This window comes from Paenibacillus thalictri (assembly GCF_004307995.1).
GTDB lineage: Bacteria > Bacillota > Bacilli > Paenibacillales > NBRC-103111 > Paenibacillus_AF > Paenibacillus_AF thalictri.
Genome location: NZ_SIRE01000001.1, coordinates 22,333 through 36,141 on the forward strand (window position 1 = coordinate 22,333; position 13,809 = coordinate 36,141).

Annotated in this window: 11 protein-coding genes; 1 reads left to right on the forward strand and 10 read right to left on the reverse strand. The window is 50.0% G+C overall.

The features are described from left to right. Positions 1 to 10: 10 nt before the first annotated feature. The 5 genes from EYB31_RS00080 to EYB31_RS00100 form a co-directional block, all read right to left on the reverse strand. Complete coding sequence (locus EYB31_RS00080) at positions 11 to 1,576, reverse strand: extracellular solute-binding protein (RefSeq protein WP_131011230.1); 1,566 nt, start codon at positions 1,574 to 1,576, stop codon at positions 11 to 13. Positions 1,577 to 1,914: 338 nt separating this feature from the next. Further along, positions 1,915 to 4,134: a helix-turn-helix domain-containing protein gene (locus EYB31_RS00085; protein ID WP_165452116.1), complete on the reverse strand. Its 2,220-nt coding sequence runs from the start codon at positions 4,132 to 4,134 to the stop codon at positions 1,915 to 1,917. A 127-nt stretch (positions 4,135 to 4,261) separates the two neighbouring features. Further along, positions 4,262 to 5,173 (reverse strand): creatininase family protein, encoded by a 912-nt coding sequence (locus tag EYB31_RS00090; protein ID WP_131011232.1) that lies wholly within the window; start codon positions 5,171 to 5,173, stop codon positions 4,262 to 4,264. After that, entirely contained in the window at positions 5,173 to 6,174 is a 1,002-nt protein-coding gene (locus EYB31_RS00095) for an aldo/keto reductase (protein WP_131011233.1), read from the reverse strand. The genes EYB31_RS00090 and EYB31_RS00095 overlap by 1 nt, the downstream gene beginning before the upstream one ends. 20 nt (positions 6,175 to 6,194) lie before the next feature. Then, positions 6,195 to 7,541, reverse strand: coding sequence for a DUF455 family protein (locus EYB31_RS00100; protein WP_131011234.1), 1,347 nt, complete (start codon positions 7,539 to 7,541; stop codon positions 6,195 to 6,197). Between the two features lie 128 nt (positions 7,542 to 7,669). Between EYB31_RS00100 and EYB31_RS00105 the strand changes: the two genes are divergently transcribed. Then, positions 7,670 to 8,551: an AraC family transcriptional regulator gene (locus EYB31_RS00105; RefSeq protein ID WP_165452117.1), complete on the forward strand. Its 882-nt coding sequence runs from the start codon at positions 7,670 to 7,672 to the stop codon at positions 8,549 to 8,551. A gap of 150 nt (positions 8,552 to 8,701) precedes the next feature. Here EYB31_RS00105 and EYB31_RS00110 read toward each other — a convergent pair whose 3' ends face one another. The 5 genes from EYB31_RS00110 to EYB31_RS00130 form a co-directional block, all read right to left on the reverse strand. Beyond that, the gene (locus EYB31_RS00110; RefSeq protein ID WP_131011236.1) at positions 8,702 to 9,541 is read right to left on the reverse strand and encodes a carbohydrate ABC transporter permease; all 840 of its coding nucleotides are present in this window, start codon (positions 9,539 to 9,541) and stop codon (positions 8,702 to 8,704) included. A 2-nt stretch (positions 9,542 to 9,543) separates the two neighbouring features. After that, on the reverse strand, positions 9,544 to 10,410 hold the full coding sequence (locus tag EYB31_RS00115) for a carbohydrate ABC transporter permease (protein WP_240761977.1): 867 nt from the start codon (positions 10,408 to 10,410) through the stop codon (positions 9,544 to 9,546). Between the two features lie 160 nt (positions 10,411 to 10,570). Next, positions 10,571 to 11,899 carry an ABC transporter substrate-binding protein gene (locus EYB31_RS00120; RefSeq protein WP_131011238.1) on the reverse strand — a complete coding sequence of 443 codons (1,329 nt, stop codon included), beginning with the start codon at positions 11,897 to 11,899 and terminating at the stop codon, positions 10,571 to 10,573. 28 nt (positions 11,900 to 11,927) lie between these two features. Next, positions 11,928 to 12,962, reverse strand: coding sequence for a Gfo/Idh/MocA family protein (locus EYB31_RS00125; protein WP_131011239.1), 1,035 nt, complete (start codon positions 12,960 to 12,962; stop codon positions 11,928 to 11,930). After that, entirely contained in the window at positions 12,959 to 13,792 is an 834-nt protein-coding gene (locus tag EYB31_RS00130; RefSeq protein ID WP_131011240.1) for a sugar phosphate isomerase/epimerase family protein, read from the reverse strand. Before EYB31_RS00130 ends, EYB31_RS00125 begins: the two co-directional genes overlap by 4 nt. Positions 13,793 to 13,809 lie beyond the last annotated feature (17 nt).

A 13,809-nucleotide genomic window follows, 5' to 3' on the forward strand; every position in this document is an offset into this window, starting at 1 on the left:
ACGCCTCCCGTCATTTGCCGCCCATATTCTTTAACGTCCGTTCGTAGGCGGTTTTGTACACGTCCATCATCTTTTGCAAGCCTAATTTCTTCAGTTCTTCCACATACTGATTCCACTCGCTTAAATTTCGTTGGCCCATAATAAATTTGGCCACGTTCTCATCTCTGTATTTGTTAACCGCTTCCCCGATCGTGGACAAAGTTTCCATTTCTTTCTCGTTAAAAGCGGGACGCGGCTGCGGTTTGGCTTCGTAACCTTCGACGGTCTTAAATGCGTCTTTCATCTGCGGCGAGGACAAATTGACGTAAGCGTCAAAATCCATTACGACATAAGAGCCCGGAGTGACGATACCGGTTTTGATGCGCAAATCGGCAAAGCTGGTATAGTCCGGCTTAAACTGATTTTTGCCGTTTACAACAGTAAAGTCCTCCCCTTCTTTGCCCCAGCTGGCTAAGCGGGTCCCTTCGTCCGAATACATGTAGTCGAAATATCGCATCACGTCTTTAATATTTTTCGAGTTGGACGAGACGGTATACCCGCGGGTTTCCATGCCGATAAACGGCATTTTTTGCGCGCCGTTGGGCCCTCCCTTAGGCGGAACCATATACGACAGCTGAAATTCGGGGATCGCTTTTTTCAGCGGTTCTGTGTATTCGTCAATCAATCCGATCGCATCGACGGTAATAAACGATTTGTTTTGCGCGAACAAATCCTGATGTTGCTTGCGTTGATGAGCCATAAAGTCGGGCGGAATATAACCGGCTTTATAAAACTTGTTCAAGTATTCAAGCATCAGCTTGTAGTTGTCTTCGACGGGCCCGAATCTCCATTCCTTCTTGTCGTAATCATAATACGGAAAATGCGAGGAATTAAAGTTGTACGCCATCGCGTCGGCCTTATCGAGCTTATTGTAGAAGGTAAGCGGATAGCTGTCCGGATACAGCTCCTTCAGTTTCTTCAACACATCGCCGAGCTCATCGTAATTCGCAGGTGTTTTCAGCCCATGCTTTTTAAAAAGATCTTCCCGGTACAGCCAAGTTGTCCTCAGCTGCTTCTCGAGTCCCGAGTTCGGGAAGAAGTAATATTTGCCGTCGGCCGACATGATGGCCGCTTGCACCTCCGGCCGGGCTTGCAAAAACTTTTTGAAATTGGGCAGCAGGTCGAAGTATTGGGATATATCGACAAACGCTCCCTGCTGCCCGTATTTGTTGGCAATGGTGATGTTAGGCACAAACATGAAGTCGGGCATATCGCCCGAAGCAACAATCAAGTTCAGCGCAGCTTCATAATCATTGCCCGGAGGCGTCTGGACGTCGAGGTGGATTTTGGTTTTCTCTTCAACATTTTTATAGATCGACCAGTTTTTATTGTAAGGCCAGATCGGGTGATTGGACGTCGCCATCCTCAGTGTTGCCGGCTTCACTTCTGCCGGTTTGGCCGGCTCGGCCGCTTTCTGATTGTCGGGGGCTGCGGCAGGATTTGCTGCCGGAGCCGTCGGCGCGGAAGAACACCCGATGACCGTCCCGGCGGTAAGCAGCACAGCCAGTGTCGTTCCAAATGCTGTTTTGATATTCAAATAAACTCCTCCTTTTTGGGGTCAAACTTGTTTATATCGATAACAATAACGGGATAAGAACCCGATTAAAATCAACATTCCTTGTGTTTATCCGCCATACCTTGTTTATCGAAGAAAATGTGGATCATCTAAAAAAAATACGATACGGCTGGCGGCGGAAATGAAACAAATAAGAGGCTGAGACTCTCACCTTCATACGTTTAGTGAGGATCCCAGCCTCCGGGTTTCCGGTCAGCCCTATTAAAAACCATTAATCATACTATTCCCAGTAAATTAGTGTTATTAATTAAAAGCTAGCATATCTACAGTTGGGCGTCAACCATTTCAGGAAAAATGTTCTACATTTGCAGCGTCTGCAGCTTGCGGTATTCCTTCGGGGTAGTTCCGGTAAACCGCTTGAACATACGGATAAATGAGGTTGGATTGTAATAGCCGATTTGCCGGCCGATTTCCTGAATGTTCAAATCGCTGTTTTCCAGCAGCTCCTTCGCTTTGCCGATTCGGAATGTATGAATATGCTCCAAATAGTTGCTCCCGGTTTTCTCGCGAATATAAATCGAGAGATACGATGGCGAGAGGTTTAGTTTTGCGGCCACCTGTTCCAAAGAAATATCCTCGGCATAATTTTTCCTGATATATTCCAGAACAAAAGCGATCGTATCGTCCTGCTCTTCTTTCTTGACCTTGACCAGCTCGGACACACGATGGAAAAACCGTTCAAAAAACCGCAGATAGTGGTCGATCGAGCAGATTTGCGCCAGCTGTGCCGGAACGTAATCGCGGACCAACTCGCCGGTTTCCACTTTTACCGCTTCCAGAATATTTAACGATTTATACAAAATATCCGCCGAAAATTTATGAAACTGGCCGGCAACCGCACCCGAAGCAGCCATATGTTCCAGCATTTTGCGTATAAGGTCTACACAAGCCAAACAATTGCCCGCCTGCAGAAGATGAAAAAATTCCTCCTCTTGCTTGGCGGTAAAGAAATAACTGCCCGGTATCGGCCTGGCCTCCGTAATGATTTCCATTTCATCGGACAAATAACGCCCGTCAAGCAGCTTTAGCGCCTCTTCGTACGCGCTGTGGTATTCGAAAGAATCGGCATAAACCGAACTTACGGCTGCCGTCACAAGACACGACTGTTTATCATGGTCAAAAACGGCCTTCAGCCGGCTTAACGCCTCTTCAATCCGCTGCCGCTGGTCGTCACCGAAAACCATCGTTAAGATTTGATTTTTTTCAATCTGAATTGTAAAGGAATTTGGAAACGTTTCGTTCAAAGACAAGTGAATGAATTCCTTCATGAAATAAGCGACTCTTTCCAGCGTCAAACTCCGGTCCGTGTCCAAATAATTCAGATGAAACAAGACGACAAAAAAACGGTCTATTTTGCCTCTGTCGTGGGAATCGGTGTAGATCATTTTGAGCTTTTTGATGTATTCGTAATTCTCGAGCTGCGAGCTCTTAGTGAGCAAATCCTGATGTATTTGCTGGTTGAGACTGTTGAGTTCCTGAATTTTGCCGGAAATAAAATCGAATTCTCTAATATTGCTTTTCAGCTGCAGGATGGACCGGGGCTGCTGCAGAGAGTCCATGATTTGCTTAATCGGCCGGTTAAGCCTTCTTCCAAACCAGATCGAAGCGATGATGCTGATCACGATGGAAACCAGCAGCACGGCAAGCAACGTGATGTTGAGTCCGAGAATCTGGTCGTAGATCCGGTGTGTAGGAATAATGCTAATATAAGTTAACCCCGTCAGCGGACTTGTTTTGTAGAAATAATAGTTGCCTTCGCTTTCATAAAAGTCTTCCTCCCGGTTTAAGTCCGGCAGCTTAAAATCCGTAGACTGAGAGTGGATATATACAGGCTGGCGGTTCTCGTTCAGGATAAAGAAACTGTCATCCGTGGAGCGATGGAAGTTTTCGAACAAGTTGTCCGGCTGAATCAGCGCCGATATATAATAGGTATACGCGGAATTTTTCACAATAACCGGCATAAGCGTCAGGCTTGTCCCGGTATGTTTGGCAAACAGGCTTGCCGGGAAAATCTTAAAATGGTACGAGGCGCTTGATTGATCCCGCCAAAATGAAGGCGCATACATTGCGCTTGAATAAAAAGCGGAAAACATTCTGTCTTCGCTGGGTGTCCCGTCTCTTTCAATCAGCATCGACTGAGCTTTAAAAAACAGAAATACATTGTCCATGTAAAGAAAACGGTTGGCCGTCATTTTCTGCATCATGTCCTGCAGGTCGCTAACGAGCAAATAGTTGATTTCGTTCTGCGGCCGGGTCATCATCTGCCCGTTGATCAGCGATACTTTACTGTCGGAGTATAACCGCAGCATCTCTTCCCTGAGGGCGATAAAATACTCCTCGTATTCCTTCACCGTGTTGTTCAAATTCAATTTATTGTTTTTAATAATTTCATCCAAAATATTGTTTTTGAAAAAAGAAAAGGAAAAGTAATTAAACGAGGTAAGCAGCAAAATAATGATCAGAAATTTAGAAAAAACTTGAAAAAAAACGGAGTTGATCTGGGGGAACCTTGGGCTCATCGACATACACCTCTATAGTGAGTATAGCATACTTCAGCGGCAAAATGGGTCAATTCCATTTCACCGTTGCACACGGGCGCCTAAATTCCCCCTCATTACAACACGTGTAATACTCGGCCTGCCAGCGTTATTCCGCCGATTTGGGTTCATCTTCCAAATTGTAATTGTAGCGGATTTTCCCGAATTCACCTTGCTTCCACCGGGAATGTTCGGACACGGGAGGCTGCCCAGGTCTTGGCTGCAGCGTGGCCCAGCTTTCCGCACCTACAAGCTCCCGCCATATTTGCTCCGTCTGCTCGAAACCCAGCATGCGACTCTCGTCAGCGGCGCTTAACCCTTCTGCGAGATCGGATACAATGTCGCCAAGGCGCTCCAAGCACAACTCCACTATGCTTTGACCGTATTCGGCGGAAGCTTCGTCCGCATCGTCGCCAAGCGCAAATGCCCCCCCGCTCCCGGGGACGTCTTCCAAAACCCGTCGGCTCGGATCAATCAAATCCGGCCGCAGGTACGATAAGACGGAAATTTCGTATTTCCCGGCATGGTCCCCTGGAAACTGCGGCGCGGCCAAGTCAAAATCCGTCCCCATCCATATGCGCATGCCCGTAAATTTGCCAAAATGCTTGGCGACCTTGCGCAAATCGTCGGGGTGCGAGCCGCCGTGCCCCGACAGCACTACCGCAGCCTGGAAACCGGCATTATACAAAACTCGAAGCTGGTACAGAAAAAAATAAAGAAACACATAAGACGGAACCGACGTCATATGCGGATTGGTTTCCCCGACCCGCTCCTCAAGAAACCGCGCCGACGGGCCGATTTCATGAACGTGATAATTCATCGTCGGAGCAACGATGCCGCCCCAGCGCCGGGCCGCTTCCTGCGTTAAAAATTCCGCCTTAAACGTGTCCAGTCCGAAAGCGCTGATCTGTCCGTGCGGTTCGCATATCCCTAAAGGAAGATACGCCAAAGGGACAGCCCTTTGGCGTATTTTAAACTCATCGGGAAACAACTCAAGCCATAACACTTTATCCATATTCATCAGATCATGTGCCTTCTCTCGTGATAAAAATGGCGAATCCAGCGGTTGCGAACTTTCATCGTGTTAAAAACGGGAGCCGGCAGCCCCCCTTTGCGGGCGGCTTGAATATTGGCTTCCGCATAAGCCTGCACCTGCATGGACGTTAAGGCCACCGTCACTCCGGGATCGCTTAAAACAAACCGCACAGCGAGTTCGGCTAAGCAGTCCGCATGCTCCGGAATATAGGAACCCAGCCGCTCGACTTTTTCGGTATATACGGAACGCGGCACACAGTCGAAATACCGGTGCCGGTAGTCCGTATCAGGTATTTTCGTATCTTCCCGCAACCATCCGGTAAGCCCGCCTTCATCCATAATGACACGCGCAATCACGGCCACGCCGTGTTCCCGGCAGATCGGCACAAGCCCGTCAAAAGCGATGGAGTCGAAAATGTTTATGACCGTCTGAATGGAGTCAATTTGACCCGTCCGCGCCAGCGCTATCCCCAAGTCGCTGCGATGATCGGGCAACGACACGCCGATGAACCGCAGCTTGCCTTGCTCCCGCAAGCGGATCAATTCCTCCATCCAATAATCGGAGGTGTCCCACTGCGGCCAATATTGGTGCATTTGCACCAAGTCGATACAATCGACGTCAAGCTGACGCAGCGACTCTTCCACGCTTTGGGTAACATGGCCGGCGGGATACGCCAGCTCTACCGGCAAGGAATAATGGAAGCCGGCGCCGGGCAAATACCCGGCCGGCTCTGAAGCGGCCGCCACTTTGGTGGCAACAAACGGCCGCTGGCCCTTCCAGCGCTTTAACGCTTTGCCGACCAGCTCCTCCGATCTGCCGTAAGCACGAGCCGTGTCAATAAAATTAACGCCCTGCTCCAAGCTGAACAATATGGAAGCGATCATTGCTTCGTCTCCCTGCTCACCGAAACGCCCGTCAAGCCCCATCGCCCCGAATCCGAGGCGGAATAACTCATTCGCTTCACCGCTAAATGGCACGCCGCTCATCGCAGAAACCGCTCCTTCCGTCAATAATTTTCGTATTCCAGCTTGTTTGTATGGAATCCGCAAAAAGCTGGGAAATTTTTCGCGAGCTTGTCGATTTCATCCGGCTGAACGTGCTGAAGTTCCTCCAAGCGGCGCCGACGAGCCCGTTCCGCCATAATTTGCGGCGTCATCATATCGCCCACCTGCTTATACAGCTCCGGCCCCCATTTTGTGCCAAAATCGACATGCAGCCGTTCGTCGACGATGTCAAACTCGCTTTGAATCGCCGACAGGTCATCGCCGAATTTCCACAGTGCTTCCACGGCCTTGCGCTTTTTCGTGAAAGAGCATGCCTCGGCCACCATCGTCAGCCAAGCGTACATATCGGCGTAACGGGCATCGTTGTCTTCGCTTAACGTCGAAGTTCGCAGCCACTTGAAATCGGTCGTCCGGTATCCGTATTGCTGCAAACGCCTCATCCCCATCTCGCTGTGGCGGAATTCATCCCACATATGCCGCGCGAAGTCGTAATAAAAGGCCAGCGGCATATTCTGTACCGAATAATAAAGATACGTCATCGTTTCGGCTGGGGAGATTTCCGTCGCATTGATGTAAACCATTTGTTTTACGGAATGAAACAGCGGGGACATCCCGTCGTCCGAATAAGCTTGCGCCGCCCCCCCGTGGCTCTCCAGCGGCGGAAAACGCTCCTCGTCCATCAGCGGCGTCGCCGGAATCGGTCCGGCCGGCTCAACATTCGGTGCCGGAGGAAACAACGGTTCCGCGCCCGAACGAGCGCTGTCCAGCGTATTCCACAAGTTTTCCGCATATGCGGTCCACTCATCGAGCATCCGCCCCGCCGCTTCATCCAACCCGGCAAAACGCAATTGCCCGTCCAGCCACGATAAAATGTCCTGACGGTCCAGCAAAGCGATGCGAACTTGATCAATCGTCGGCGCATCTAGGATCGGGTCGGCTTTGCTTAAGTATTCGTCGTATTTGGCCAGCAAGTGGAGGTAAAAAATCCGATACCCGGCGATAAACGCCTCAGTGGATGGCGCTGAAGCCATTCTTTCATAAGCCTCCCGCATGCGTGCGGGGGATTTTTCTTCGCCCAGACCTCCCGGAAGCTCGTCGAGCCTTTTGTGCAAACATTCCGCATGACGTATATGCACATACGTCAAACGGCCAAACTTCAGCTTCGTCTCATACGCCCGACTGCCCGTTACCCAACCGGCGGCCGCCCGCGAAAGCTCGAATTCGTGCCACAACAGCGGCTTCAATATTTTCGCCGTATCGGTGGGACGCAAATAACGCGAGCTTTTCACGGTGTTTCCCGCTTTGTCCCGTTCTACATCGACAATTCCTTTTACATGATGATCACTCATAATAAGTGCCTCCTTAAAGTGGTGTAGCCATAATGTACCAAAAACCGCTTTCAGAATGTCACACCACTTTGCCTAAAAATAACACAATATTGCGATTTGTGATAAAATGGCAGCAAGGAGGCTTTTTTATGAAACTTGTCGAGCAGTTTGATTTAAATAAGTTCCCGCTGCACGCCGTTCTCTATCGAACTTCCACGTTGCACGATTCCTTTAAGGAAACGTTTCATGCCCACCAAGGCATGGAGCTGCAGTACATTCACGAAGGGCGGGGCCGGCTGCTGATCGACGGGCGTTCCATCGACATCGAATCCGGCTCGTTATGTTTGTTCCAGCCTTTTCAACTGCACCGGCTCCAGCCCGAGATTAATGAAACGGCACGTTATGTACGCAGTTTTGTGTTATTTGAGCCTTCCGTCTTTGAGCCGTATTTGGGCGGGCTGCCGCTGCTGAGTTCCTTCCTGCACAACCTGTGCCGGGGCGCCGTCAAAAGCCCTGTCATATATCCGCTGAATGAAAACCATGAGTTCGTGAGCACGTTGGTCGGATTCGGGGAGCGCCGGGTGGAGGCAAGCAACGAAGCGCAACGCGAAGACGCCGCTTCCTTTCTTATTGCGCTGCTCAGACAGCTCCGGCTGCTGTTATCCAGCTTCAGACCCGCATCTGCAGGCAGCCAAAGAACATCACACCGGGCGGAACAAATGATGCAGTGGATCGAACGGAACTACATGGAACCTTTCCGCTTGGAGGCGCTGGCCGATGAGCTTCATATGTCGCCGTATTATGTCTCCCATCAGTTTCAAGAAATGACCGGCACAAGTCTTTCCGAATATTTGAAGGCAAGGCGGATCCATCAGGCGTGCGTGCTTCTCACGGTCGGGGACAAGTCCGTAGCGGAGATCGGCGAGCTGGTCGGCCTCGGCAACACCTCTTACTTCTGCCGGGCGTTCAAAGATACAAAAGGGATTACCCCGCATCAATACAGGCTGCAGTGGAAAAAGAAACAGTCCTAGAGGCTGTCCGATGAAAGCAAATCTGTGAATCTGATCGATGCCCGTGAAGCCCTTAAAGCCCGCACCCTCTATCATCGATTTAGGGTAGCGGGCTTTTTTTAGGAGAAAGGCGAAGCAGCTTGCGGGAGAATTATACCTGTGAGTGCTCTGTTATCCCTTCAAGCCGGTAGTGGCTATGCCCTGTACCAAGTATTTCTGGAAAAATAGAAAGACAAGCAGCTGCGGCACGATGGAGAGCACAGACATGGCGAATAGCGGCCCCCACTGCGAAACCGATGATGGATCGGCAAACATTCGGAGTCCCAGCGACACCGTAAACAGCTTCGTTTGGTTTAAATAAATGAGCGGTCCCAGAAAATCATCCCATGTCCAGTAAAAGGAGAAAATAGCAACTGTCGCAAGGGCCGGGACCATTAATGGCAAAATAATATGCCAATAAATGCCCAAGGTGCTGCAGCCGTCGATGACCGCAGATTCATCCAGTTCCCGGGGCAACCCGCGGATGAACTGAATCAGCATGAAAATAAAAAACGGCGTGCCCCCGACAAACGCAGGAACGATCAGCGGCAAAAACGTATTGATCCAGCCCAGCTGATGGAACAAAATATATTGCGGAATCAGCGTCACCTGCGCCGGAAGCATTACGGCTACAAGTAAACAAGCAAACAGCGCCTTACGGAACTTAAATTGCAGCCGTGCGAATCCGAAAGCTACCAGACTTGAAGAAATGAGGGTACCGATAACTACACCAATCGTGATTATAAACGAATTTTGAAAAAAAATACCGAAGTCAGTACGGCCGAAGCCGGCCCATCCCTTCACATAATTTCCCCAATTGACGGTTGACGGGATTAAGGATGCCGCTTTGACGAAAATTTCCTGCTCAGGCTTTAACGAGCTCGACAGCGTCCACAGAATGGGATAAACCATAAATAGTCCGAAGAGGATGACTCCAGTGTGATAAACGAAAGAACGCATGGCTTGGCTCATCCTTATTTGCCCCCTTCCGATTCATAATGTACCCAGGAAGCGGCGGACTTGAAGATGAGTCCGGTAAATAGCGCTACAATAATCAACAGCACCCACGCCATAGCGGAAGCATACCCCATCTGGAAATGGGTAAAGGCCGTCTCGTATAAATACACCGCATAAAACAACGTCGTATCCAGCGGGCCGCCGGCAGTGATCAGGAAGCTCTGCGTAAAGGTCATAAACCCGCCTATCGTCTGCATAACCAGATTGAAAAAAATAATCGGCGTCAGCATCGGAAGCGTCACCCGAAAAAACCTCATCCATGCTCCGGCGCCGTCCATCTTGGAGGCTTCGTACAATTCATGCGGGATTTGTTTCAACCCGGCCAGAAAAATAAGCATAGGCGAGCCAAACTGCCAGATGACAAGAAGAATCAACGTCCATAAAGCAAAATCGGGGCTCGCCACCCAACTGGTGCCTTTGATCCCGACGATGCCAAGCAGCGCGTTAACCGCCCCCTTCGAGCCGAAAAGCTGCTTCCACATTACGGCTACCGCGACGCTGCCGCCGAGTATCGACGGAACGTAATACAACGTCCGGTAGACGGATACCCCTCTACGATCAACATTAAATAGCATAGCAATGAGCAAAGCGAATGCCAGCTTAAGAGGCACCGAAACAAACACAAAGGTAAACGTTACCTTCAGCGCGGTAATAAACCGCTTGTCATCGGTCAGCATCTTGACATAGTTGTCCAATCCGATCCATGACGGTTTGGAGAGCATGTCATACTGCGTAAACGAAAAATATAAAGAAGCGAGCATAGGTCCGATAATAAACACCAGAAAACCGATAAACCAGGGGGATATAAACGCGTAAGCGATCATGTTTCTTTTCAGTTCGCGCAATATCGGTTTGCTCCCCTCCTTAGTATTGCGTTCGAGGCCGATATATTCCGATCTTTTAGCTTGATGCATACGCATTCCTCCTGTTTTTGCCGGTTTAGCCGTCCCCGAAGGAACGGCCCGGCGTTCTGCAGCTTCATGTTTACTTGTTGGCTCTGGCTAATATTTGCTCCGCTTCCTTGCGGAACTGCTTGGCGCCATCGGCCGGCGTCAATTTTCCAAAGTTAATCTGTTCTTGAAGATTAGCCAGCAGAGTGCGAATTTCATTATCGCCGGCAGGTGCGGGAGGATCGATTTCCCGGGAATATTTTTGTGCGACTTCGATATACGAGAACATTTGTTTAGATACATCGGGCATTTTAGCCGATACGGTTTTGCGGATTTCCGACGAGATGGGAATTCCCCGTTCAGCCGCCAATACATCGTTAGCCTCCACATCGTTAGTAAAATAATCGATAAATTTCGCCGCAGCCTCCTGATTTTTCGAATGGCTTGTGATTGCAAAGGACATGGCCGCTTTCAAAAAATGCCCTTCCTTTCCGCCCGGAAGCGTCGGATACACCAACATTTTCAACGGACGTTTGGCGGCGCTTGCCAAAGCGACGATTTGGTTGCTTTGCGCAGGCTGAAAAGCCGCTCTGCCGTGAACAAGCAAGGAGTTTTCCAGGTTTTTGAATTCGGCCTGTACGTTAGGAGGCGGAGCAAGCTCCTCTTTCATGAGCTGCTGCCAATAAGTGTAGTAGTCGATAAATACCTTATCGTCCGTGTAGCCAAGCTTTTTCCCGTCTGCAGAATAAAACATCGTGCCGTTCTGGCGGACGAAATGCTTAAACCCGTCATATCCGTTGTCCAAAGTAATGCCATAAAAATCTTTACCCATCTTGGCTTTAATTTTGCGAAGCGTGTTGGCAAAATCGTCATAAGTGTAGCCAGGCTTTAACTCCTCGACACCGGCTTTTTCGAATACGGCAGGATCATAAAACATCGTCACCGAATTAGTACCCAGATTGATGCCCCACAGCTTACCGTTCACTTTATCCGGCAAATAGCTGGCGTCTACGTTTTTCAGGTTAATAATGCCTTTCTCGACGAAAGGATTCAAATCGACAAACAAATTCCGCGACACGTATTCGTTAATGACGCCCTCGTGCATCTGCATAACATCGGGCAAAGTGCCGCCGGCCGCTTGCGTATTAATTTTTTTAAAATAGTCGTCAAAACCGACAAATTCGGCGCTGACCTCGATGTTCGGATTTTTCTTCATAAACATATCGATGACCTTTTGCGTCTTGTCGTGCCGTTCCTGAGATCCCCACCATGCTACGCGTATTTTCACTTTTGCATCCGTCGCTGCCGTCGCTGCCGGTTTATCGCCTGCGGCTTTCGGCTCCGGCGCACTGCTTGAACAACCTAAGGTTCCAACAGCCAGGATTAAGGCTGTCGCCGTCATTGACATCCATTTATTTTTCATCGAAGACCCTCCTTGTGATTAGAAGAGATTAAATAATGACTTTTCGAGCCGCCGCAGCCGCTTCACGTGTACAATCCATGACTCGGATGGCGCGATAGCCGGTCATGCCGTCGATATCGAACCGTTTACCGTCCCGCAGTGCATCCACAAAAGCTTGATGTACATGAGGAAGCGCCCCGCCTCCTGATAGTGTATGAGCAAACGTGAACTCCGAAATCGTACCTCCTTGATAAGCGATGTTTCCTTCGGTGAAATCATCCTTTAACTGAATCGTCATACGGCCGCTTTCCAGAATATATTGGGCGGAACCTGCCGTTCCGTTGACATCCAAAATGTACAGCGGTGTGCCTCCGTGAATGTACGAGCTGTAGGTCGTTTCCATCACGGCGGTTACTCCGCCGCTTAGTCCATAGATCGCCGTTGTCACATCGTCTCCCTTCATCGGAGCGTGTAATGTGTTGGTGTAAGCTTGCACCCATTCAATTTCGCTGTGCAGCCAAGCAAACAAATCAATCATATGGATGCCCAGCAAATCAAGCGCTCCCGAAGCGTCGTCCATCCTCCACTGACCTTCCTTCAAGTTAAAGCCGCCCGCTGAAATCATTTTGCCGCGCAAGGAAATGATGCCTCCGAACGCGCCTTCCCGAATCAGCCGGCGAAGCAATTGAAGCCCGGGGTCACCGCGAAAGCACATGTAAATACCGAGCTGACGGCCAGCCTTCTTGGCGGCGTCCACCATGCGCAGTGCGGCCTCCGCAGAATCTGCCATTGGCTTCTGGCATAACACATGTTTGCCCGCCTCCAGCGCCTGAACCGTTACCGATTCATGGAACCGGTTTGGAACGGCCACATCTACCCAATCCACTTCCGGATCTGCAAGTATGGCTTGCAAATTGCCCGTCCAATTCGGAATGCCGTATTGCTCCGCCACCTTTTTCGCAACGTTCTCGTCAAGATCGCAAACCCATTTCAATGTGGAGCCTTCAATCCCATGGTGGGCAGGGATATGAAGCGCATTGGCAATCCCGCCCGTGCCGACTAATGCCGCAGTTAATGTACTCATTGAGCTCCCCCTTTTTCAATAGTTAACTGATTGTTTTTGATACTTTGGATCAACGCCCGCAGCCGGCGGACCGACTTCTCGGATTTAGGTATGAGCGGACCGATGTGCGTCTCCACAGTTAATGTCTGTACGGATGAATCTCTCAGCAATAACGGAATAATCTCGTCCCAGGGAACAAGTCCGTCGCCGAAAGCGACAAACGGATTGCGCTCGCGCCACGCTTTTGAATCCGCATCCTTACAATGTACATTGGCAATGCAATCTCGTATAAGCGGATATCCTTCCAGCGGATGCTCCCCTGCTACCCACGCATTGGCCGGGTCCCAGTTTATTTTCAGTCCGGGTACTTGATCGATCAATTCCCTCGCATCGCGCGCAGTTTCCACGCCGGTCATATATTCCGTCTCGACGGCAAACTGCAGCCCTTCCCCTTGTATGCGCTTACAAACCTTTTGAAAATGCGGAACCATTTTGTCCCTGAATTCCTTGGAGCGGTGGGTTTGGGCATCTTGCAGAGCAAACCCTGTAATGGTCCGGACATCCAGCCGCTTGGCCAGCTGAATGGCTTTGTCAAGCCTCTCGAACTGCCGCTCAATTGCGGAATCGTCCGGCTCGCATTTAAACAATCCCGCTCCAATTGCAGAATATACGATGTCGTATTTTTCCTTAATAACCTCGAGCTGTGCAACCTGCCGGTCATCAATATCGGGCACCCTTTTTCCTTCGATCATCCGAAGCTCGTACTGATTGACATTCCACATCTGGCTGCCGATATAAACCGCCGCATGCGGGTCCTGACTGATTTCGTCTGCTATGATGCTTATTTTCATAGAAGTGAACCTCCATT